Source organism: Streptomyces sp. NPDC001890, assembly GCF_042891445.1.
In the GTDB taxonomy this organism is placed as follows: Bacteria; Actinomycetota; Actinomycetes; order Streptomycetales; family Streptomycetaceae; genus Streptomyces.
Window position 1 is genome coordinate 21,715 of sequence record NZ_JBIATE010000002.1, and the last position, 21,774, is coordinate 43,488.

The 21,774-nt window shown below is 71.1% G+C and carries 24 protein-coding genes; 10 read left to right on the forward strand and 14 right to left on the reverse strand.

Annotation, left to right across the window (positions count from 1 at the left end; all coding sequences use genetic code 11):
- Positions 1-84: 84 nt before the first annotated feature.
- Complete coding sequence (locus ACFYY1_RS06150) at positions 85-2,316, reverse strand: acetate--CoA ligase family protein (protein WP_388581592.1); 2,232 nt, start codon at positions 2,314-2,316, stop codon at positions 85-87.
- A 269-nt stretch (positions 2,317-2,585) separates the two neighbouring features.
- Between ACFYY1_RS06150 and ACFYY1_RS06155 the strand changes: the two genes are divergently transcribed.
- A complete protein-coding gene (locus ACFYY1_RS06155; RefSeq protein ID WP_388581595.1) occupies positions 2,586-3,941 on the forward strand; it encodes a hypothetical protein in 1,356 nt (451 codons plus the stop codon).
- A gap of 78 nt (positions 3,942-4,019) precedes the next feature.
- Here ACFYY1_RS06155 and ACFYY1_RS06160 read toward each other — a convergent pair whose 3' ends face one another.
- Genes ACFYY1_RS06160 through ACFYY1_RS06170 form a run of 3 tightly spaced genes read right to left on the reverse strand, consistent with a single transcriptional unit; the run spans position 4,020 to position 5,355 of the window.
- Positions 4,020-4,229: a DUF397 domain-containing protein gene (locus tag ACFYY1_RS06160; RefSeq protein WP_388581597.1), complete on the reverse strand. Its 210-nt coding sequence runs from the start codon at positions 4,227-4,229 to the stop codon at positions 4,020-4,022.
- A gap of 41 nt (positions 4,230-4,270) precedes the next feature.
- The gene (locus tag ACFYY1_RS06165; protein ID WP_388581599.1) at positions 4,271-4,480 is read right to left on the reverse strand and encodes a DUF397 domain-containing protein; all 210 of its coding nucleotides are present in this window, start codon (positions 4,478-4,480) and stop codon (positions 4,271-4,273) included.
- On the reverse strand, positions 4,477-5,355 hold the full coding sequence (locus ACFYY1_RS06170) for a helix-turn-helix transcriptional regulator (protein WP_388581601.1): 879 nt from the start codon (positions 5,353-5,355) through the stop codon (positions 4,477-4,479). The genes ACFYY1_RS06165 and ACFYY1_RS06170 overlap by 4 nt, the downstream gene beginning before the upstream one ends.
- Before the next feature lie 163 nt (positions 5,356-5,518).
- Here ACFYY1_RS06170 and ACFYY1_RS06175 point away from each other — a divergent pair, with 163 nt between their 5' ends.
- Positions 5,519-5,956, forward strand: coding sequence for an ATP-binding protein (locus tag ACFYY1_RS06175; RefSeq protein ID WP_388581602.1), 438 nt, complete (start codon positions 5,519-5,521; stop codon positions 5,954-5,956).
- A 315-nt stretch (positions 5,957-6,271) separates the two neighbouring features.
- Positions 6,272-7,297, forward strand: coding sequence for a helix-turn-helix domain-containing protein (locus tag ACFYY1_RS06180; RefSeq protein ID WP_388581604.1), 1,026 nt, complete (start codon positions 6,272-6,274; stop codon positions 7,295-7,297).
- Between the two features lie 293 nt (positions 7,298-7,590).
- On the opposite strand, the gene ACFYY1_RS06185 is transcribed toward ACFYY1_RS06180, so the two are convergent.
- A complete protein-coding gene (locus ACFYY1_RS06185) occupies positions 7,591-8,328 on the reverse strand; it encodes a PepSY domain-containing protein (RefSeq protein ID WP_388581607.1) in 738 nt (245 codons plus the stop codon).
- Between the two features lie 171 nt (positions 8,329-8,499).
- Complete coding sequence (locus tag ACFYY1_RS06190) at positions 8,500-9,087, reverse strand: dihydrofolate reductase family protein (RefSeq protein WP_388581610.1); 588 nt, start codon at positions 9,085-9,087, stop codon at positions 8,500-8,502.
- A 69-nt stretch (positions 9,088-9,156) separates the two neighbouring features.
- Between ACFYY1_RS06190 and ACFYY1_RS06195 the strand changes: the two genes are divergently transcribed.
- Positions 9,157-9,732, forward strand: a complete 576-nt coding sequence (locus ACFYY1_RS06195; RefSeq protein WP_388581612.1) for a TetR/AcrR family transcriptional regulator — start codon at positions 9,157-9,159, stop codon at positions 9,730-9,732.
- A gap of 110 nt (positions 9,733-9,842) precedes the next feature.
- Here the strand turns inward: ACFYY1_RS06195 and ACFYY1_RS06200 are convergent, their stop codons facing one another.
- The gene (locus ACFYY1_RS06200) at positions 9,843-11,030 is read right to left on the reverse strand and encodes a flavin-containing monooxygenase (protein ID WP_388581614.1); all 1,188 of its coding nucleotides are present in this window, start codon (positions 11,028-11,030) and stop codon (positions 9,843-9,845) included.
- A 191-nt stretch (positions 11,031-11,221) separates the two neighbouring features.
- Here ACFYY1_RS06200 and ACFYY1_RS06205 point away from each other — a divergent pair, with 191 nt between their 5' ends.
- Positions 11,222-11,674: a DoxX family protein gene (locus ACFYY1_RS06205; RefSeq protein WP_388581617.1), complete on the forward strand. Its 453-nt coding sequence runs from the start codon at positions 11,222-11,224 to the stop codon at positions 11,672-11,674.
- On the forward strand, positions 11,671-12,090 hold the full coding sequence (locus ACFYY1_RS06210; RefSeq protein ID WP_388581619.1) for a Zn-ribbon domain-containing OB-fold protein: 420 nt from the start codon (positions 11,671-11,673) through the stop codon (positions 12,088-12,090). The genes ACFYY1_RS06205 and ACFYY1_RS06210 overlap by 4 nt, the downstream gene beginning before the upstream one ends.
- A 30-nt stretch (positions 12,091-12,120) precedes the next feature.
- Here the strand turns inward: ACFYY1_RS06210 and ACFYY1_RS06215 are convergent, their stop codons facing one another.
- From ACFYY1_RS06215 to htpX, 4 genes are all read right to left on the reverse strand, one after another.
- Entirely contained in the window at positions 12,121-12,843 is a 723-nt protein-coding gene (locus ACFYY1_RS06215; protein WP_388581622.1) for a hypothetical protein, read from the reverse strand.
- 121 nt (positions 12,844-12,964) lie between these two features.
- Positions 12,965-13,552 carry a DUF1707 domain-containing protein gene (locus tag ACFYY1_RS06220; protein WP_388581624.1) on the reverse strand — a complete coding sequence of 196 codons (588 nt, stop codon included), beginning with the start codon at positions 13,550-13,552 and terminating at the stop codon, positions 12,965-12,967.
- 104 nt (positions 13,553-13,656) lie between these two features.
- The gene (locus ACFYY1_RS06225; protein ID WP_388581627.1) at positions 13,657-14,241 is read right to left on the reverse strand and encodes a hypothetical protein; all 585 of its coding nucleotides are present in this window, start codon (positions 14,239-14,241) and stop codon (positions 13,657-13,659) included.
- A 60-nt stretch (positions 14,242-14,301) separates the two neighbouring features.
- Entirely contained in the window at positions 14,302-15,243 is a 942-nt protein-coding gene (gene htpX / locus ACFYY1_RS06230) for a zinc metalloprotease HtpX (RefSeq protein WP_388581629.1), read from the reverse strand.
- Positions 15,244-15,458: 215 nt separating this feature from the next.
- On the opposite strand from htpX, the gene ACFYY1_RS06235 reads away from it, so the two are divergent.
- Together ACFYY1_RS06235 and ACFYY1_RS06240 are read left to right on the forward strand one after the other, a co-directional pair.
- Positions 15,459-16,652 (forward strand): cytochrome P450, encoded by a 1,194-nt coding sequence (locus ACFYY1_RS06235; RefSeq protein ID WP_388581631.1) that lies wholly within the window; start codon positions 15,459-15,461, stop codon positions 16,650-16,652.
- Between the two features lie 87 nt (positions 16,653-16,739).
- A complete protein-coding gene (locus tag ACFYY1_RS06240; RefSeq protein WP_388581634.1) occupies positions 16,740-16,928 on the forward strand; it encodes a ferredoxin in 189 nt (62 codons plus the stop codon).
- 112 nt (positions 16,929-17,040) lie between these two features.
- Here the strand turns inward: ACFYY1_RS06240 and ACFYY1_RS06245 are convergent, their stop codons facing one another.
- Positions 17,041-17,721: a pyridoxal 5'-phosphate synthase gene (locus tag ACFYY1_RS06245; protein ID WP_388581636.1), complete on the reverse strand. Its 681-nt coding sequence runs from the start codon at positions 17,719-17,721 to the stop codon at positions 17,041-17,043.
- 132 nt (positions 17,722-17,853) lie between these two features.
- A complete protein-coding gene (locus ACFYY1_RS06250; RefSeq protein WP_358941993.1) occupies positions 17,854-19,023 on the reverse strand; it encodes an acetyl-CoA acetyltransferase in 1,170 nt (389 codons plus the stop codon).
- Positions 19,024-19,187: 164 nt separating this feature from the next.
- On the opposite strand from ACFYY1_RS06250, the gene ACFYY1_RS06255 reads away from it, so the two are divergent.
- Positions 19,188-20,435, forward strand: a complete 1,248-nt coding sequence (locus tag ACFYY1_RS06255) for an acyl-CoA dehydrogenase family protein (protein WP_388581639.1) — start codon at positions 19,188-19,190, stop codon at positions 20,433-20,435.
- A complete protein-coding gene (locus ACFYY1_RS06260; RefSeq protein WP_388581642.1) occupies positions 20,435-20,929 on the forward strand; it encodes a nitroreductase/quinone reductase family protein in 495 nt (164 codons plus the stop codon). The genes ACFYY1_RS06255 and ACFYY1_RS06260 overlap by 1 nt, the downstream gene beginning before the upstream one ends.
- A 143-nt stretch (positions 20,930-21,072) precedes the next feature.
- Here ACFYY1_RS06260 and ACFYY1_RS06265 read toward each other — a convergent pair whose 3' ends face one another.
- Entirely contained in the window at positions 21,073-21,720 is a 648-nt protein-coding gene (locus ACFYY1_RS06265) for a TetR family transcriptional regulator (protein ID WP_124717053.1), read from the reverse strand.
- Between the last annotated feature and the right edge of the window lie 54 nt (positions 21,721-21,774).

Here is a 21,774-nt window from a genome sequence, read left to right on the forward strand (position 1 = left end):
CGCGGTGGCGGGCTCAGCGGCGGGCGGTCGGGGCGGTCGGGGCGATGGTGCGTACGGCGGCGGCGTCGGCGGGGGAAGGACCGGTCAACGGCAGACGGCGAGCGCGTCCAGCGCCACCGCGCCCTGCCCCCGCCCGAGCACCATCAGAGGGTTGATGTCCAGTTCGGCGAGGTCGTCGCCCAGTTCCAGCGCCATCCGCTGTACCCGCAGCACGACCTCGACGAGCGCGTCCACATCCACCGGCGGGCCGCCGCGCACGCCCTCCAGCAGGGCCCGGCCGCGCAGTTCGGCCAGCATCGACCGCGCCTGGTCCTCGCCGAACGGCGGCACCCGTACCGCCGCGTCGTGCAGCACCTCGACGAGTACGCCCCCGAGCCCGACCGTCACCGTCGGCCCGAACAGCGCGTCCTGGGTGACGCCGACCATCATCTCGACGCCCCGCTCGACCATCTGGCAGACCAGGATCCCGTCCAGCTCGATGCCCTCGAACCGCGCGATGTCGGTCAGTTCGCGATACGCGTCCCGCACCTGGCTCGCGGAGGTGAGCCCGACCTTGACCAGGCCCAGTTCGGTCTTGTGGGCGAGCCGGGCGCCCGAAGCCTTCATGACGACCGGGTAGCCGACCAGTGCCGCGGCCCGGACGGACGCCGCGGCGCTGGTCACCAACTGCTCGCGCGGCACCCGGATCCCGTACGCCCGCAGCAGCTGCTTCGCCGCGTGCTCGCTCAGCTGCTGGCCAGGACGCATCAGTGCCTGCGCCTTGCGGAACGAGGGCGAGGGCGTGCGCGGTGCCTCGTCGAAGGGGGAGCGGTAGGAGGCGGCGAACCGGTGGTGGTCCAAGTAGGCCTTGACCGCGGTGATGCAGTTGCCGAAGGTGCGGAAGGTGGCGACGCGGGACGAGCCGAGCAGCGTCGTGCGGTACGCCTCCTCCGTACCGACGGGCGAGCCCCACACCACGCACACCAGCTTGTCCGTGGCCTCCGCCGCGTCCACCAGGTCCTGCGCGAGCTTGTCGCTCATCGGCGGGAAGGGGCCGGTGATCGGACAGATCAGCACCCCTACGTCGGGGTCGGCGAGTATCGCGTCGATGATCTTCCGGCCGCGCCAGTCGCCGACCGGATGCCCGCCGTTGTCGACCGGGTTCGCCACGTTCAGGTAGTCCGGGATCCATTCGTGCAGCTCGCGCTGCTTCGTCTCGGACAGGGTGGGCAGGCTCAGCCCCGCGCCGGTCGCCAGGTCCGAGAAGTGCGCGCCCGTGCCGCCCGAGATCGAATACACGACGACACCCTCGGCCTGCGGCTTCCGGGCCCGCGCGAGCAGCGCCGCGGTGTCCTGGAGTTCGTCGAGCCCGTCCACCCGGATCACGCCGAACTGCCGCATCGCCGCGTCCACCACCTGGTCGGCGCCGGTCAGCTTGCCGGTGTGTGACGCGGCCATCCTGGCCCCCGTCTCGGTACGCCCCACCTTGACCGCCACGACCGGGACCCCGGCCCGCGCGGCCCGGTCCGCGGCCAGCAGGAAGGAGCGCCCGTCCTTGAGCCCCTCCACGTAACAGGCGATGGCCCCGACCTCGGGGCGCTGGGAGAAGTACGAGATGAAGTCGGCGGTCTCCAGATCCGCCTCGTTGCCCGTGGGCGCCCAGTGCGAGAGCCGCACGCCCAGCTCCTGGAGGGTGTACACGGGGCGGCCCTGGTGACCGGACTGGGTGATCAGCGCGATAGCCGGCCCGTCCAGATCGTCCCGGAACTCCTCGAAGGCGTTGAGGTTGGTGTTCGGCCCGAGCAGCCGCAGCCCGGACCGTTCCACCGCGGCGGCCAGCCGTGCCTGGGCGGCGGCGCCCTCCTCGCCGGTCTCGGCGAACCCGGAGGCGAAGGCGACGGCGAACCGCACCTTGGCCTGGGCGAGTTCCTCGATCACCGGGAGCGGGTCGCCGACCAGCAGCACGGCCAGATCGACCTGCTCCGGCAGCTCGGCGACGGAAGGAGAACAGGCCAGCCCGAATACGGACTTCCGGGTGGGGTGCACGGGATACAGCCGCGCCCCGACCCGCTCGGCCCAGCGGATCAGCTGCCGGGTGATTCCGGTATTGGGCCGTCCCTCGGTGTCGGACGCGCCGACGACGGCCACGGACCCGGGCCGGAAGAACCGGTCCAGATCCGGTACGGCCGCGTGCAGCGGCCGGCCGCTGACGTCGAGCACGCCTTCCGTGGCGGCGGCGACCGTCATGCTGTGGACGGCGGCATGCGGCTCTTCGCCGCAGGCCACCACCCTGGCGCGGAAGTCGGTGGTGAGGGTGCCGTGAGTCGATCCAAGCATCGTTCCGCCCACTCCTGCTCGGGGTCCGTCGGGGTGATCGTGCCGGGCCAGCCAAAAGCTGACGCTCTGTCAGGTTACTGAACTGACGGCTCGTCAGGAATGGGTGTGCAGGCAAAGCCTGAGAGAGGCGGGAGGTGTTGGCCGGGGCCGTACAACCTCCCGGTGATCTTGAAGGTCCAACGGTCGGACCGGACACACCGGCCGCCGTACGCCATCCATGGCCATCCATGGCCATCCGTGGCCATGGATGGCTCACCCCTGGGAGAAACATGAGACCCGTCTCCGCCCGGCGCACCGTGCGCCTCGGCGTCTGTGTCGCCGCAGCCGCCGGACTGCTGTCCGCAGGACTCGCGGCTCCCGCGTTCGCCGAGGAGCAGACCGACCAGCTCTGGATACAGGCCCCCAACGAGCAGAAACTGACGCCCGGCGGCAGCTCGTCGGAGGGCAGCCCGCTGGACATCGGGCTCTACCACGACAACAACAACTTCGCCGTCACCGACGGCCGGCTCTCGGTCGACATCTCCGGTGTCGCCGGGGTGGCCGATGTGACCTGGCCCGACAACTGCGCCCCGGCCGGGACCACGGCCGTGTGCACCGTCCCCGAGGTCCCCGTCATCGACGAGACCTACAGCCCGCAGGTCCACCTCACGGTCCGCGCCGCCGACGGCGCCGAGCCCGGAGCGCAGGGGCGGATCACCTACGCCGCCGTGGCCACCGGCGGCCCCGACGGCACGCTGGAAGCCCCGCTCGACTCGTTCGACACCACGGTCTCGGTCGGTTCGGCCCCCGACCTGTCCCTCGGGGAGATCGCCCCGGTGAAGAACCTTCAGCCGGGCGCCGTCCAGACCGTGCCGTTCGCGGTGACCAACAAGGGCAGCGAGCGGTCCGAGGGCCTCACCGCCACCTTCACCGCTTCGTACGGACTCGACTTCCTCACCGAGTACGCCGAGTGCACCTACGGGACGCTCGGCGGCGACTACGCCCCGATGTCCCAGGCCACTTGCTCCTTCGACCAGGTCATCGAGCCGGGCGGCTCCTTCGCCCTGCCGGCGCCGCTGCAAGTCGCCCTCGCCGCGCACGCGTACACCGAGCGGCTGGACATCAGCGTCGAGCCCGGCAACGGAGCCGCCGACCTCTCGGACGAGGACAACTACACCATCGCCGCCTTCCGTGCGGTGAACACGGCGGACTTCGCAGCACAGGGTGCCCAGGTCACGGGCGGCGTCGGCGAGACCGTCACCGCCGAACTCGGCTTCCGCAACAACGGCCCCGCCTGGATCGGCAACCTGGGCTCCGGCGACCCGGTCGCGGCCGTCGACTTCACCGTCCCCGAGGGCGCCACCGTCACCAACGCCCCCGCCGACTGCGAGCCGCGCACCCTGAGCGGCGGCTACTACCCGCAGCGGACCGGCGCCCCGCGCTACAGCTGCGAGATGCCGTACTGGGCCCTGCCGGACACGACGCGTTCCCTCCCGTTCCAGCTGCGCATCGACCGCGTCGTCCCCGACGCGACCGGCCGCGTCATGCTCACCACCGGCGGCTCCAGCCCCGCGACCTTCCCCTTCGACCCGCAGCCGGCCAACAACATGACCCAGCTCACGGTGAACGCCACGCCCGTGGCCTGACCGGGGCCCCGAAACGACTGCGCGGGGTGCGGCCGGATCTCCAGGCTGTGCCCCGCGCGGGGCGGTTGCTGATGTCCGTCAGCGCGAAGACGCGTAGCTCACGAACTCTGCCCACGCCGCGAACGTGACAGTGCACGGGGGAACTGTCACGTTCTTCGAATCGCGGACGTGGACCGTGCCCGGCGTGGTCGCGACCTCGATGCAGTCGTTTCCGTCGCCGCTGCTGCTGTAGCTGCTCTTGAACCACTTCAGCTCGGGAGTGCTCCCGGCGGAGGGCTCGCGGATCATGGTTCTCCCAGCACTTGCGTCTCGGGCGCGGACGATGTCGGTCAGCTCGTGGATGCGTGGTTCACGAAGTCGGTCCATGCCACGGACGTGACAGTGAGCTGGGGGCCTGCCACGTTTTTTGAGTCGCGGACGTGGACCGTGCCCGGTGTGGTCGCGACCTCGATGCAGTCGTTTCCGCTGCTGCTGTCGCTGTAGCTGCTCTTGAACCACTTCAGTTCGGAAGTGTCCCGGGCGGAGGGCTTGCGGATCATGTCTCTCCCAGCAATTTCTTGATGAAAGCCAGCATCGCCCCTGGCGTCAGGGCCTGAGCCCGGATCATGCCATAGCGCAATTCGAGAATCCTGAGCTGCTTCGGGTCGGACACCGGGCGGCCGTTGAATGCGCCGCTCGACCGCCCCACGGCCGTGCCGTCCCCGAACTTCAGCACCTCGATCTCGCCGCCCATTCCGGGGTGAGTCTCGCAGTCGAGAGGCATCATCTGCAGTGAGACGTTCCGCAACTGGCCGACCTCCGCAAGGCGTTCGAGCTGGCGCCGCCACTCCATTCTGCCCCCGATGGGGCGCCGCAGCGCAGCTTCTTCCAGGACGAAACTGAGAGCGGGCGCAGGCGACCGGTCGAAGATCGAACGTCGGGCCATGCGGCCGGCGACTCCACGCTCGATCTCGTCCTGAGAATGGGAGGGCTGCCGCGCCTCCAGCAGCACCCGCGCATGACCTTCCGTCTGCAGCAAGCCATGGACGCCGTGGCTGGCATACACCAGGATCTCGACGGCGCGGGCCTCCATCCGTGCCAGGTCCCGGATCTTCTTCGGGTACCGGACCTCCGCCACATCTTTCTTCATCGCGGAGAGCTTTCCGCCCGCGCTCAGTACCTTGTCTGCTCTGTCCAGGAACTCCGGCCGGGGGATGCGGCGGCCGCCCTCCACTTTGTAGACCTGGTCCTCCCCGTACCCGATCGCCTTGCCGAACTCGCAGGCCCGCAGGCCGGCCGACTCCCGCCATGCCTTGATCTGGCGGCCCACCGCGGCAAGCACGGCCAGGCCCGACTCGTCATCGGGGTCGACGTCCCAGCCGGGCTCGTCCGTTCCACCAGCAGTGTGTTCCGTACCGGGCTCAACCACGCTCATCCGTGCCCCATTTCTGCCGTGCGTGCCGTTCTTCCTCAACCCCTTCTGTCCCCGGCCCGTCACTCCGGACAGCCAGGACAGCACTGGACAAGCCCGGGACAATTACCGTACGCAAGGGCTTTGTCGCTGTTCACGGTATGCAGGCCCGACCACGCTGAGTGATGTGAATCGAGAAATCACTCAACCTCAACTCGCCGCCCCCACTCGCACGTTCACCGTGCTTCTCTCGCCCACGCGCCGGGGTGCCCGTCTCGCCCGGCTGTTGGCAACGGCGCATCTGGGGGACTGGGGGGTCGCCTGCGAATCGGCCGCGCACATCGTTGCCGAACTGGCTGCCAACGCCACGATCCACGGCCGAGTGGTCGGCCGGGACTTCCGGTTGGGCCTCGCGGTGCACGGTGACGCGCTGTTGCGGATCGAGGTGAGCGACGCCCGGGGCGAGCGCCTTCCGCCCGGTCCCGGCGCGACCGCCGTCCCCGCCGAGGACGCCGAGCACGGGCGCGGTCTGCTGATCGTCGAGGCGCTCGCGGACCGTTGGGGTGTCGTTCCCGGCCCGTTCCCGCGCAAGACGATCTGGGCCGAAATCGACCTCGCACGGTGACCGCCCCCACCGGATCGCAGCAGTCGCGACCCGGTGGACCGCGATTCGGTGAACGGCGACGCGGCGGGCCGCGACGTGGTGCACCGCGACGCGGTCGCGCACGACGTCAAAAGATCCAAGAACCGGGGAGAAAACCCTTCCCAACCAAACCCAACCCCTCCCCGTCACTCACAAGGGTGAGGCTCCCCAACACGGCTGGATCTCGGGCCGGTTGGCTGGCATATGCTCGCCATCCAACCCCAGACACGCGACGGCCCTCGCCAGGACGGCAATCCTGAACGAGGGCCTGACCAACGAGGAAGAAACAGCTTCCTGATGGATACCCCGCAGATTATCGCGCCCTCGCGCGCCCCGTCATCCGGCGTCGTGCACAGCAACACCCGGCACACCAGCCGCTTCACGGTCGTCGGCAACCACCTCGCCCAGCACGGCGAGCTGTCCCTCACCGCGATCGGGCTCGCCACTCACATCCAGTCGCTGCCCGCCGGGGCAGGGATCGGCATCAAGTTACTCGCCGACCGCTTCCCGGAGAGCGAGGCCCGGATCGCCGCCGCGCTGCGCGAGCTGGAGGCCCACGGTTACCTGAAGCGGACCCGGGAACGCCTGCCGAGCGGGCGGGTCGTCACCCGTACGGTCTCGTACAACCAGCCCGTCACCGATGGGCGCCCCGTCGCGATGCCACGCCCGCACCCACGCCCGCACCCACGCCCGCAGTCCCAGCAGCGAAAGCCCAGGCCCGTGCACCTGGTGCCCGAACCTCCGCCCCCGGCCCCGGCTGCCGCTCCCACGCCCGCCGTCCCCGCGCCTCCGGCTCCCGTGCCTGCCACTCCGGCTCCCGCGCCATGCGCTCCCGCCCCCGCTCCGGCCGCCCCTGCGCCTGCCACTCCGGCTCCCGCGCCTCGGCCGGAGCCCGGCGCACCCACCCCCGTACCGCCACGCCCTCCGCTGCCCCGTCCGCAGGCCCACGACCCCGACCGCCACCGTGCGGCTTCCGCTCTCCTCGCGGACCTGCGACGCCATGAACCCCGGCTGCTGCTCGGCGAGGCGGACACCCACCGGCTGGCCCCCGCCGTCGCGGCCTGGCTCGAACGCGACGCCCACCCCGACGTCGTGCGCCGCACCCTCGTCGCGGACCTGCCCGAACCGCTGACCCGCCCGGCGGGCCTCATCGCCCACCGCCTCACCGCCCTCCTGCCGCCACCCCTGCCCACCACCGCCCCGGCCGAGGAAGCCGCTCCGCGCCACGACCCCCTGCAGAACTGTGACGGCTGCGACCGGGCCTTCCGGGCTCCGGAGCCGGGCCACTGCCGCGAGTGCCGAACCGGCCTGGAGGCCGCCTAGTGCCCTGACCGGGTGGCCCGCCGGGGCGGTGACCGGACTGGTTGGAGGGGCAGTTGAGTGGTAGACGCCCGTGGGAGGCTGCCGGGCGTGACCGGCTGTGTGGTGAGTTTTCTGCTCGGCCTGGGGCTGGGCGGTCGGTGACGCCGACGTGTTCGGCATGGGCGACGGGCGCCGCGCCTGCCCCGCCAGGGCGTCGCGGGAAACGCCGCCGGCACGGCGGGGCGCGACCGGTCCGGCCGGCCGCGCCCCGCACCGGTTCCGGCGCTCGGGCGCCGGAACCGGGATGCCGGCGCTCAGTCGCGGTCCACCTCTTCCTTCAGCACCTTCTTGCTCGTCGCGTCGATGTCGTAGGTCGTCTTGTTCCAGTCCTTCGGAGAGATGACGTCGACGGACCAGATGGTCGCGCCCTGGTCGGTGTCGTCGAGTTCGACGGAACTCACCGTGCCCTTCGTGCGGTCGGTCGCGACCTCGGCGGCCTGCTGGGGCGTCACCTCGGCCTTGCCGAGGAGGTCGGCCAGTTGACGCTTGTCGTCGGCGTCCTCGTCGGCATCGGCCCGCGGTTTGTCCGCCTTCCCGGAGACCGCGTCGACGTGCACGGTGAACGTGCTGCCGTCCGTCTTGGCGACCTCCGCGTCCCACCACGGCGTGCCGTTCGCGGTGCCCTCCAGCTCGATCGAGACCGGCTTGGTGCCGGGCACGGCATCCGTCGCGGCCTTCAGCGCCTTGTCGTAGGGGACCTTGACCTTGGGAACGATGGCCTTGCGCTCGGCCTGGTCGTCGGTGAACTCTCCGGGGCTCGCCGAGGCGGATTCGACGACGCCCGCCGATTGCGACGGTGCTGCTGCGGCCGCCGCCGCGGAGGCGGTGGGGGCCGAGCCGGAGGTCTTCCTGCTGCCGCTGTCGGCATCCTCGCTGCCGCAGCCGGTCACCAGACCGCCCACCGCGGCGACCGCGCACAGAAGCCCGGCAGTGCGCAGCCCGCGCGAGGTTCTGTGACGCTGCGTAGGTGAAGAGATGCATAGAGTGTCCATGGCTTCAAGTTAGGCAGTGGCGCCCGGGAGCGCATTCCGAACCGGCGCGACAACGGGCGCGTCCCTGCGCATACCGTCATTCGGCCGTCACCGCCGCGCCCCCGCCGCGCCCCCGCCGCGCCCCCGCCCCGCCTGGCGGGCCTCGTCGCCCATCGCCTCGCCCTGGACGCGTCAACGTCGGACGAACCGTGTGATCGTGACGTCGTTGGCGAACGAGGTGCGATCGGCGACCTTGAAGAGAGTGGGGTCGAACTCTCCGGCGAACACCGGGATCCCGGTTCCCGCGAGTACGGGATAGCTCTTGACGATCAGCTCGTCGATCTCCGGCAGCAGCGCGCCCGCGAGAATTCCGCCCCCGCAGAGCCAGATGTCCTGACCTTCCTCCTGCTTGAGGCCGCGGACGAGGGCGAGCGGGTCCTCGCCGACCACGGTGACCGCCGGGTCGGTGTCGGGCGCGAGCGTGCTCGACACGACGTACTGGCGCAGGTGGGCGTAGGGGCTGGTGAGGCCCGCCTGCAGAGCCGGGCGATAGCTTCCGAGTCCCATCAGGACGGTGTCGAAGCGCTGGTTCGGGGTGTCCGACAGGCCATGGGCGGCACGCGCGGCGGTGGGGATCGTCTCGGGGTAGCGGGCGTTGACCCACTCGGCATAGGCGGCGGCCTGCTGTTCGTCGCCCTGAGGGTAGAAGTCGAACTCTCCGCCGGGGCCGGCGATGTAGCCATCGATGGTGACGGCGACGTAGTACACGAGCTTTCGCATCTATTAACTCCGACTGTAGTACTCTGGCTGAAGTGGTTTGAAGGTAGTACTACGGATGGAGTGGTGTCAATGGTGCGCAGGAATGACGAGCGAAGGGCCGCCCTCGTCGATGCGGCGATCGAGGTCCTTGCCAGGGAGGGGGCGCGAGGTCTGACCTTCCGGGCCGTGGACGCCGAAGCCGCCGTGCCCGTCGGCACGGCCTCCAACTACTTCGCCAACCGCGACGACCTGCTCACCCAGGCGGGCGCGCGGGTCTACGAACGGCTCCAGCCCGATGAGGCGACGATCGAACGCCAGCGGGCGAGCGCGCCGGGCCGCGAGACCTACACGATGCTGATGCACGAGCTGGTCGGCCGGATCAGTGCTTTCCGTACCGGCTATCTGGCGCTGCTCGAACTGCGCCTCGAAGCCACCCGGCGTCCGGAGCTGCGCGCGGTGCTGACCGAGCGGGTCCGCGCGGACGTCGACGCCAACGTGGCCTACCACGAGCAGTCCGGTCTGCCCGGCGACGCGACCGCCGTCCGGCTGCTCTATCTGGCGTTCAACTGGCTCATCGTGGAACAGCTCACCCTGCCCGGGGTGTTCTCGGAGGCCGAGCGCGAACAGCTCGTCGAGGCCGCGGTCGAACGCATCGTGACGTCGTGAGCCCCGGATCCGCTGTGCGGACTCATGCGTGCGGACTCACGTGGGTCCGCGCGAGCGCGCGCAGGGGGGCCGGCGCGACGTCGACTCCGGAAGCGGCGGTCCGTGCGGTCTCAGCCCCGGCGCGCCAGCCGCTTCGCGATCTTCCGTGCGTCCAGGGCCAGTTCGCGCAGCATGCCGCTGATCGGGTTGGTGAACCCGGTGAAGTACAGACCGGGGGCCTGCTTGGGGGTGCGGGCGCCGTGGACCACCGGCCGGCCCCGGGCGTCCAGTACGCCGAGATGGCCGACCAGGCCCTCCAGGGCGCGCCGGTAGCCGGTCGCCGCGATCACCGCGTCCGGGGTGATCCGCTCGCCGTCGGCCAGTACCACCGCGTCCCCGTCGAACGACTCGACGGCCGCCACCGGTACCACCCGGCCGCGCTTCACCGCGTCGATCAGTCCCACGTCCTGCACCGGGATCGCACCGTCCTTGACCCGTGAGTACAGGCCGGTGTCCGGGCGGGGGAGGCCCTGTGCGGTGAGGTCGGGCACGGCGGCCCTGGCCATCAGGCGCCCGGCCCGGTCGACCAGCCGGACCGGCAGCCTGCGCACCAGGATGCCGGTCAACTGCGCGGGCCAGCCCGCCGTCGAGCGGCGCACGATGTGCGGCACGGTGCGCACGGCGATCCGGACCCGGGACGCCCCGCCCTCGACCAGGTCGACGGCGATCTCCGCGCCCGTGTTGCCGATGCCGACGACCAGGACGTCCTTGCCCGCGTACGGGGCGGGGTTGCGGTAGTCGCAGGCGTGGACCAGATCGCCGGTGAAGGTGTCGAGGCCGGGCCAGTCGGGGACGCGCGGGGTGTGGTTGAAGCCGGTGGCGACGACGACCGCCCGGCCGGTCAGTACCCGGCCACCGGTCGCGGTCAGCTGCCAGTCCTTGCCGTCCGGGGCGCGGTCGATCCGGGACACCTCGACGCCCGTCACCACCTCCAGCCCATGGTGCTCGGCGTACTTGTCCAGATAGCGCACCACGTCGTCCCTGGACACCCAGCGCCCGAACCGGCGCGGCATCGCGAGCCCCGGCAGCGCGGACCGGCTCCGGGTCGTGTGGAGGTGCAGCCGGTCGTAGTGACGGCGCCAGGACGCGCCCACGTTCCCGGACTTCTCCAGCACGACCGCCCGTACGCCCTGCTCGCGCAGGGCCGCCGCGGCTGCGAGACCGCCCGGCCCGCCGCCGACCACGTAGACGGGGCGGCCCTCGGTGAGGTCGGTGGGGGCCGATCGGGGGATACCGGCGGTAAGTGCGCTGTCGGACATGGTTCGGAGCGTAATCGCGCACCCGGTTGATGGGTCTCGGTCAAGACCGGAATCGATTGCGAATTGATCACGGGTGCACGCCTTCTGTTCGGGCTTCGCCCGCTTCTCGTCCACTCCTTGCGCACCTCTTGCGCGAGTCGCCCGTCATCGGGTGAACTGACGTACCGTCAGATTCAGTGAGCGGAGGCCCCATGCAGACGATCTGGCTCGGCGGAGCCGAGTGGCTCGCCGTTCTCCGGATAGGCCTCGGCCTGTGGTGGCTGGAGAGCTGGCGGCACAAGGACAAGAAGGGCTGGTTCGAGCGCGGCACGGGCATCGCCTGGGCCGCGGACGTCGCGGGCAAGCACCGCTGGGCGGCCGTACGCACCGGCTTCCGGAAGATCGTCGCCCCGCGCCCCAAGCTGATGGCGTACGTCGTCGTGTACGCCGAACTCGCCCTGGGACTCGGCCTGGTCGCCGGATTCCTCACCCCCGTCGCACTGGTCGCGGGGCTCCTGCTCAACCTTCTCTACCTGGTGCTGATGATCCACGACTGGGCCGAGCAGGGTCAGAACGCGATGATGGCGCTCATCTCGCTCGTCGCGCTGTTCACGATGGCCTGGCAGACCTGGTCCCTCGACAACGCGATCGGACTCTTCCTGTGACCACGGCCGCCGTACGTTTCGACCTTCCCGAGCCCGACGCCTTCACCCGCCCGTACTGGGACGCCGCCGCCCGGGGGCAGTTGCTGCTGCGCCGCTGCCACGACTGCGGGCGCGCGCACCACTACCCGCGCGAGTTCTGCCCGCACTGCTGGAGCGAGGACGTCGCCTGGGAACCGGCGAGCGGGGACGCCACGCTCTACACCTGGTCCGTCGTCCACCGGAACGACCTGCCGCCGTTCGGCGCCCGCGTCCCGTACGTCGCCGCCGTGGTCGACCTGGCGGAGGGGCCGCGGATGATGACGGAGGTCGTGGGGTGCGAGGAGTCCGAGCTCGCCATCGGCATGGCGCTGCGGGTGACTTTCCGGCAGGAGGAGGGGAAGGAGACCGTTCCGGTCTTCCACCCCGGGGACTGCTGAGCGAGCTGCGCCGGACGGGCCCGGCCCGTTCTACTTCTTCCGCTGTGCGGGGCCGAGAGCGGGTGGCCACCGGTCGGCCTCCGGGAGGCCGGCATCTCCGTCCTTCCATTCGGGGTCGTAGGCGCAGGGCATGGAGGCACCACCGGTGAAGTACTCCCGGTCCGGGTACCAGATGAAGGACATCCGCTCGTTCCCGCCGTCCCGCTGGACGTACAGGTCCCAGGACTTGCTCTTCCCGCCCTCGCGGAAGGACGAGACCTCCCAGCCGTCGTCCTTGAACTGCCGGTGCAGTCGGCGGAGGCCGGAGACGGCCTGGTCCGCGGGGACGTGGTCCAGCGCCCAGCTGTGGCTCATCCGGTAGGCACCGTCGACGGTCTTGTCCTCCAGCCCGAGCAGACCCCCGTCGTAGCAGTAGCCGGAGCTCAGTGTGTTCTCCGTGCTGACGCCGAGCTTCTCGACCCCCGGCTGCACGGTGCGCTCGAACCCCATGAGGTCGTACGCCTCCTGGGAGCGCTGGAAGGCACGGTCCGCCATCTTCCCGGGCGCGACCCGGGGATAGTCCGTCGACCCCGAAAGGCCCCCTGCGAGCAGGACGACCAGAGCGACGACGGGTATGACGAGGAGCGCGGCGCAGCCGCATCCGAGGGCCCCGAGCACGGAGGAGGGGGACTTGGACCCGGCCGGGGCGGGGTCGGGAGCGGGGGTGGCGTCGGGATCGGGGACGGCGTCGGCGGGTGCGGTCTCGTCGGGCATACGGGGGACGGTATGCCCTCGGCGCAGGGCGCCGGATGGGCGCGGCCACCCGCAAGGAGTAGGTATGCGTACTCAGTTGACCCGCTGATCCGCACGGGATGCCGGTGCGGACCGGCGGGGCTCAGGGCTCGATGCTGCGCAGCTTGCGCCGTTCGCGGAAGTTCGGGTGGCGTACGACCACACCGCCCATGCCGCAGGAGCCCGTCAGCCGCAGGAGCGGGGCGCCGGGGGTCCGCGCGTCGCCGGTCCTGTCCTTCAGGCCGCCGATCCCCAGGTCCAGGCTGTCGGTGTCCACGGTCCAGCCCTCCGGGATCACGATTTTCACCCCGGCCATCTCGCCACGTACTTCCAGGGAGATCTCGCGCAGCCGGCACTCGGCGCGGGTGAAGTCGATCCGGACGCCGCCGATGCCGCCCTGGGCGCGTATCACCGGGGGGACCTTCCAGACGCCCGAGCGCGTCGCGCCGTGCAGGCCGCCCTTGAGGACCAGCGGTTCGCCGGTGGCCACCTCGATGGGGACCAGATCCTCGGTGAGGGGAGCGAGTTCGGCGTAGGTCTTGGCGGAGAGTGCCGCCCCGAGCCGGGTGTCCAGCTCGTCCATGTCGATGCGGCCCTCGGCCGCCGCCTCGCGCAACTGCTCGACCACCGCCTCGCGATCGGCATCCGAAGCGCGCATACGGGCGGCGGAACGGGCGGGATCAGCAGTCATGGAAGCGATGATACGGGCGGGTGCCGCGCCGGGCCTCCCCGTCTCTTCCTCGCTCTTTCCCCGCCCTTTCCCCGCTCCTTCCCCCGGCCCTTTCTCCGCCCGCGTCACAGCCCCGGCGCCCCCCACACCGGGAACCACCGGGCCAGGTCCTTCTCCACCCGCAGGTCGTCGCCGAGCACCGCTCTGACCTGCAACTCCAGCTGGTTGTCCCGCCGCTCCATGCCACCGGGCAGGGGCGCGAACGGGTAGAACGTGCCGCGCTTGTAGAGGTAGACCAGGGCCAGCGGACGGTCCCGCGCGTCGCGGAAGCCGATCAGGGAGCAGAGCAGGTGCGGGCCGAACCCGCCGTCCTGGAGCAGGGTGTTGACCGCGTGCAGGTCGTTGACCAGGGTGGCGGTGTCGTCGGCCGGGCGGCGGGAGAGCAGCCAGGTGTAGCCGTAGGCGTCCTGGCTGAACTCCACCGGGATTCCACCGCGGCCGGTGTCGGCGTCGAGCAGTTCTCGTACGTCCTGCTCGATGCGGGCGAAGGTGCCGCCCTCGACCCCCGCGAAGCAGACCGAGCCGAGACCGGTCGGTGTGAAGCCCGCGCCCGCCTGGAGGGTGAGGGCGGCGGAGGGTACGGCGAAGAGCTGGTCGAGGTCGGGGCGGACCGGCTTGCTGCGGCCGAGGATGGTGTCGAGAAGACCCATGGGGCGTTCCTCCGGGCGTCGCGTCGGGCGCGTTGTCACGGGCTTCGCATCGGATGTCGCTCACGGACGGGCGAGGTCGGCGGAGATGCGGGCCAGCTGGTCGAGGCGCTGTTCGAGGGTCGGGTGGGAGGAGAGCAGCCGGCTCAGACTCTCCTTGGAGGAGAACGCGGGGACGAAGTAGAAGGCGTTGTACGGCTCCGCCTTCCGCAGGTCCTCGGTCGGGATACGGGCCATCTGGCCGCTCACCTTGGTGAGAGCGGAGGCGAGTGCGGAGGGACGGCCGGTGAGCAGGGCGGCGGTGCGGTCGGCGGAGAGCTCGCGGTAGCGGGAGAGCAGCCGGGTCAGCAGGAAGCTCAGGGCGTACACGACCGCGCTGACCAGCGGGATCAGCATGATCGCGATGCCGACGGGGTCATTGCTGCGGCTGTTGCGGGAGAGCCCGCCCCACAGGGCGACGCGGGTGATGACGCCGGCGAGCACCCCGAGGAACGAGGCGATCGTCATGACGGCGACATCGCGGTGCGCGACGTGCGACATCTCGTGCGCGAGCACGCCCTCCAGCTCCGGGGGATCGAGTCTGCGCAGCAGACCGGTGGTGGCGCAGACGAGGGCGGTCTTCTCGCTGCGCCCCGTCGCGAAGGCGTTCGGTACATCGCTCCGGGCGATCGCCACGCGTGGTTTCGGCATGTCGGCAAGAGCGCAGATCCGGTCGACGGCACCGTGCAGCTCCGGCGCCTCCTCCGGGGTGACCTCACGGGCCCCCATGCTGAACGCCGCGATGCGGTCGCTGAACCAGAACTGCGCGATGAACATCCCGCCGACGAGGATCAGAATGATCGGCCAGGCGCCGCGCAGCACGGCGAGCAGCACGCCGACCAGGACCACGTACAGCAGTCCGATCAGGAACATGGTGCCGACCATGCGTGTGGTCAGCCCGCTGTCGGGGGCGTAACGGGAACGGGAACGCGCGCCGGCGCGGGTGCGGGAAAGGGTTCGGCTCATTTTCGCCTCCAGTCCGCCTGATGCCTTCCATCTTGCTCCTTTCGAAAGGAGCACGGAGGTGATCGGGTGGCTCGAAATGCCCGCTCGGCCGGGCGGGCGGAGAATGGATCTTCCCGAGGACATTTGGCCGAACATCACCTAGACCCATTAGGTGCCCGAGGCATCTAGTGGCGGGAGATCGGTTAGGACTCCCCCCTCTCTTTGCGAGGTCCGCCATGGCAGAAGCCGAAACCGTCTCCTTTCCGCAGAACCGCACCTGTCCTTATGACCCGCCGACGGGATATCGCGAGCACCGGGGGCAGCGGCCCGTGTCTCCCGCCAAGCTCTTCGACGGCCGCATGGTGTGGCTGGTGACCGGGCACGCCGAGGCGCGTTCGCTCCTGGTGGACCAGAGGCTCTCGTCCGACCGGGAGAATCCCGCGTTCCCGTTCTTCGCCGAGCGGCTGGCCGCGAGCACCCTGCGCCGTGTCGAACTGCTCGGCGTCGACGACCCCGAGCACAACGCCCAGCGCCGGATGCTGATCCCGAGCTTCACGGTCAAGCGGACGGCCTCGCTCCGGCCGCGGATCCAGGAGACCGTGGACCGGCTGCTCGACGCGATGGCCGAGCAGGGCCCGCCGGCCGATCTGGTCGACTCCTTCGCCCTGCCCGTACCGTCCATGGTCATCTGCGCCCTGCTCGGGGTGCCCTACGAGGACCACGAGTTCTTCGAGGCGCAGTCGCGCAAGCTGCTCCGCGGTCCGGCGGCCGCGGATGTGGAGGCGGCGCGGGACGAGCTCGACGAATACTTCCGGGTGCTGATCGGGCAGAAGCGGGCCGCCCCGGGCGAAGGGCTGCTGGACGAGCTCATCGTCAAGCAGCTGGAGACCGGCGGCGTGGACCAGGAGGAACTGGTGCGGCTGGCCGAGATCCTGCTCGTCGCCGGGCACGAGACGACCGCGAACATGATCTCGCTCGGTACGTTCACGCTGCTCCAGCATCCCGGTCAGCTGGCCCGGATGCGCGAGTCCGAGGGGCTGATGGGTTCGGCGGTCGAGGAACTGCTCCGTTTCCTGTCCATCGCCGACGGGATCTCCCGGGTGGCCGTCGAGGACATCGAGATCGGCGGGGTGACCATTCGCGCGGGGGACGGTGTCATCCTGACCACGGCGGTGATCAACCGGGACGAGGCCGTGTATCCGTCACCGGACGAGCTGGACCTTGGCCGGAACGCGCGCAATCACGTCGCTTTCGGGTTCGGAATCCATCAGTGCCTGGGCCAGAACCTGGCACGGGCCGAGCTGGAGATCGCACTGCCCGCGCTTTTCGACCGCCTTCCCGGTCTGCGGCTCGCGGTACCCGCGGAAGAAATCCCGTTCAAGCCCGGTGACACCATTCAGGGGCTCCTCGAACTCCCCGTGACCTGGTGACCGGAACATGGGTGAACGAAGCACGGGCGAATGAAACGTGCTGATCGGAACATGGTGATCGGAATGCGAGCGGAAGGATCTGCCGGAATGCGGATCAGTATCGACAAGGACCGGTGCATCGGCGCGGGCCAGTGCGCGCTCACCGCGCCGAAGGTGTTCACCCAGGACGACGACGGGTTCAGCGAACTGATGCCCGGCTACGAGGAGGCCCTCGACGGCGCCACGGTGAAGGAGGCCGTCCGGGTCTGCCCGGTGCAGGCGATCAGCCTCGGTTGACGGACCGCCACCGCCCGTGCCCGCAGGGCAGGTGCAGTGCGGGTGCGGGCGGCAGGTTCCGTACGGGTGCGGGCGGGCATGGATCGGCAGGGGTACGGGCGGATCGCGGGCCTCACGGCCAGAGCAGCTCCCGGGTCCAGGCCGCGCCGTTCCCGGCCGCGTCCTGCCTGCGGTAGCGCAGCCGTACGTGCCGGCGCGCCGCGTCGCCCTGGAAGAACTCGACCTCCCGCGCCTCGGCCACGTACCGGGTCCAGCTCGTCACCTCCGCGTCCGGCTCGGCCCGTGCCCGTTCCCAGGCGGCGTCGGCGGTGCGGGCCAGCTCCTCCAGCGAGCCCAGCACCTCGCTCTGCGACCCGGTCAGCGCGGAGGCCAGCGCGCCGGTCGAGCGGGCGTGCAGATCGGCCAGGCTCTCGTCGGGCGCGCAGGCGGTGACCGGCCCCCGCACCCGTACCTGCCGGCCCTGCACCGGCCAGTAGAAGCCGAGCGCCGCATACGGCCGGGCGGCGAGCTGGTGGCCCTTCGCGCTGGTGCGATGGGTGGCGAAGTGCCAGCCGCGCTCGTCCGCGTCGTGCAGCATCACCGTCCGCACATCGGGGCGGCCCCCGGCGTCCACGGTGGCCAGTGACATGGTGTGCGCCTCCAGCTGCCCGGCGGCCACCGCCTCGGCGAACCAGCGGTGGAAGAGGGGGAGCGGGTCCGGGGGCGCGGCGGCCGGGTCGAAGCCGGGAAGCTCCACGTCCCAGACGCGCTGGGCATGGAGGAGGTCCAGGAAGCTCTGGTGTGCGTCGGTCATGCCCCCATTGCAGCGCACGGCACCGTACGGGGCGGGCTGAACTCCGAAGAGCTGGTGGCCAGGCACCGCCGGCTGCCGCGGGTGGACGGCGAGCAGACGCGCCGCGAGGCCGATGCGCTCTTCGCCGCCCCCTCACCCCCGCCCCAGCACCACCGTTCCCGAGGAGCAGAACCAGCCGCCCGTGCCCGAGGCCACCGCCAGTTCCGGGAGCCGGCCGCCGGCCTTGCGCACCTGCCGTTCGCCCGCCTCGCCGCGGAGCTGGCGTACTGCCTCCACCAGGAGGAACAGCCCGCGCATCCCGGGGTGGCAGGCGGACAGGCCGCCGCCGTCGGTGTTCACCGGAAGCTCGCCGGTCAGCCCGGTCCGGCCCTTCTCCACGAACGCGCCGCCCTCGCCCTTCGCGCAGAAACCGAGGTCCTCCAGCGTCACCAGGGTCATGTAGGTGAACGCGTCGTAGATCTCGGCGAGGTCGATGTCCGAGGGCCGCACCCCGGCCCGCTCGAACGCCAGCCGGCCCGAGACCGCCGCCGGGGAGACCGTGAAGTCGTCCCACTCCGACATGGTGGAGTGCGAGACGTGCTCGCCCGTGCCCAGGATCCACACCGGCGCCTTCGCCGTGTCCGGTACGTACTCCTCGGCGGCCAGCAGCACCGCGCAGCCGCCGTCGCTGCGGATGCAGCAGTGCAGTTTGGTGAACGGGTCCGCGATCATCGGCCCCGACAGCACGTCGTCCACCGTGACCGGGTCCCGGAACATCGCGTCCGGGTTGGCCGCCGCGTTCGCCCGCGCCTGGACCGCGACCTCGGCCAGCTGCTCCAGGGTCGTCCCGTACTCGTGCATGTGACGGCGCGCGGCCATCGCGTACTTGGCGATCAGCGAATGCCCGTACGGCACCTCGAACTGGAGCGGGCCGCGCGCGCCGAAGGAGAGGTTGGAGGTCCGCCGGCCCGCCTTGATGTCCGCGCGCGCCGTCGACCCGTACACCAGCAGTACGGCGTTGGCGCGCCCCGCGGCGATGGCGTCCGCCGCGTGGGCCGCCATCACCTCCCAGGTCGAGCCGCCGACCGAGGTGGAGTCCACCCAGGTGGGCTTCAGGCCCAGGTACTCGGCGACCTCGACCGGGGCGAGCGTGCCGAGTCCGGCGGAGGCGAAACCGTCGACGACGGACCTCTCCAGCCCCGAATCGGCCAGCGCCCGGCGGGCGGCCTGGGCGTGCAGGGCGTACGGCGTGGCCGTGTCGACGCGCCCGCAGTCGGCGAGGGATATGCCGACGACAGCGACCTTGCGGTGGGAAGAAGGCATGAATCTGACGGTACATCAGATTCGGGTGCGGGGGGACCGTCCGGCGGGGCGGGGATCTTCCGGCCCCCTCCCGTGCGCGACTCTGGGCATCTGGTGGATTCGCCCCTAGCATGACGCACCGTCAGATCGGAGGCCGGAGGCCTCCGAGGGGAAGGAGTCCGACGATGGATGCCGCCTTCACCGCGGAACAGGACGAGATCCGCCGCACCTTGCGCGAACTGCTCGCCGAACACTGCGCACCCGACGACGTCAGAAGCGCCGTACGGACCGCCGACGGGTACGACGCGGCCCTGTGGCGACGGCTCGCCCAGGACCTCGGGCTGCCCGGACTCGCCCTCCCGCAGGGGTACGGGGGCGTCGGCTGCGGCCTCACCGAGCTGGCCGTCGCCTGCGAGGAGACCGGCCGCGCCCTGCTGCCCTCGCCGCTCATCGCCACCGCCGTGCTCGCCGCGCCGCTGATCGCCGCACTCGGCACCGACGCCCAGCGCACCGCCCTGCTGCCGCGCATCGCGGCCGGTGAACTGACCGCGACCCTGGCCGTCCCCGGCGGCTCGCTGGCCACCGCCCTCGGGCTCACCGACGACCCCACCGACGGCTCCTGGGCGGGCGGCGGCCGGGCGGGCGGCGTGCAGGCCAGGCAGGGCGCCGGCGACGGGGGCTGGCGGCTCTACGGGGAGGCCGCGCAGGTCCTCGACGGGCACAGCGCCGAACTGCTCCTGGTCGCGGCCCACGCCGGAGGCTTCCCGCGCAGCCGTACGCTCCTCTTCCTGGTCCGTCCGGACACGGCGGCCGGAGTCGTCCGCGCCCGCCGGACCTCGCTCGACGAGACCCGCCCGCTGGCCCGGATCGAACTCCGCGACACCGAGGCCGAACTCCTCGGCGCCGACGACACCGCCGACGTGACCGGCGCACTCGCCTCGGCCGGACACCCGGTCGCCGCGCTGCTCGCCGCCCAGGCGGTGGGGGCGGCAGGCAGTGCGCTGGAGCGGACGGTCGAGTACGTCAAGGCGCGCGAGCAGTTCGGCCGGGCGATCGGTTCCTTCCAGGCCGTGAAGCACCGCCTGGCGGATCTCTACGTACAGGTGCAGGCGGCCCGTTCCGCCGCGTACTACGCGGCCTGGGACCCGGCCGACGCCGGGGGGCTCGCCCTGGCCCAGGCCCTGGAGGCGCTCCGGATCACCACCGCCGAGGCCGTCCAGCTGCACGGCGGGATCGGCTTCACCTGGGAGCACGAGGCGCATCTGTACTTCAAACGGGCCGCCGCCGACGAACTGCTCTTCGGCCCCGTCCACCAGCTCCGGGACCACGCGGCGCAGCTGGCCGGACTGTTCGCGGGACCGGCCCCGTCCGCCCCGGCTGCCTCGTCCACCTCGTCCACCTCGTCCGCCTCGTCCGAGCGGGTGGCGGTCTGATGGCGCCCGGCGTCCGGCTGATCCAGAAGGTGTCCTCCACCCGCGCGTTCGCGAAGGTCGCCCCGCATGTCGTGCCCGCCATGGACCGTGCGGTGCACCGGCTGACGCGCGGCAAGGTGCTGCTCAGCTCCCGGATGCTGCCGGGGCTGATCCTCACGGTGCCGGGGGCCCGGAGCGGTCAGCTCAGAACCACTCCGCTGGCCTGTATGCCCGTGAAGGGGACGGAGCGGAGCTGGATCCTGGTCGGCAGCAACTTCGGCCGCACGGGGCATCCGGCCTGGACCGCGAATCTGCTGGCCGGCCCCGACAAGGCGGTCGTCAACTGGCAGGGCCGGGACGTTCCGGTGCGCGCCACGCTGCTGGCGGGCGAGGAACGGGAAGAGGTGTGGCGGGCGGCGCTGAAGTTCTGGCCGCCGTACGCGACTTACCAGGCGCGGGTGGAGCGGGAGATCCGGCTCTTCCGGCTGTGCGAGCGGGGCGGCGCCGCGCCCTGATGCCGGGGTTACCGGCAGTGGGGGAAAGGTCCGGGTGCGCCGACGGCGGACCACATGCGTGGCCCGCCGTCGGTGAGACAGGACCTGGGGCGCCCGGGACGGCCGCGCGAAACCCGGTGGGGGAGGGGCCGTCGGCGCCTGTGCTACCTCGTGGGCTTCTTTCCGGTGATGCCCAGATGCACCAACAGGGCGAGGTTCGGCTTGAGTTCGGCCTGCTTCACACCCCAGGTCGTGAAGCCCTTCTGGTGCGAGGCGACGGCGGCCAGCATCGCTACCAGCGAGCCCGCCATCGCGGCGGCGCTGACCTCCTTGTCGACCTTGCCCTTGGCCTGGAGCTCCTTCACCGAGTCGGTGAGCGAGTTGGTGACCGAGTTCAGGATCTTCATGCGGATCTTGTAGAACCGCTTGTCGCCCTCGGCCGCACCGAGGTCGACCACGCGCAGGATCGCGTCGTGGTGCCGCCAGAAGTCGAGGAATCCCTCGACGAGTTCCTCGGCCGTCTGCCAGCCGGCCTTGCCGACCCAGGAGCGGCCGGCGACCAGTTCGGTCAGCCCGGCGCCCTCCTTGGCCATCTCCTCGGCGATTTCGAGGACGGCGCCCTCGACGTCGGGGAAGTATTGGTAGAAGGTCGCGGGTGAAGTCCCCGCCTTCCGGGCGACGTCGATGACTTTGACGTCCCGGTACGGCGAGGAGCTGAGCATCTCGCTGAGGCAGTCGAGCAGCTTCTGCCGCGTCGCCTGTCCGCGTCGACCGGCCACGCGGCCGTCGACGGTGCGCACTTGTCCTGTCATGCCGTCAGCTTACCGAGGGGTGATCTGAGCGCGATTCGGCCGACTGCAAATGGG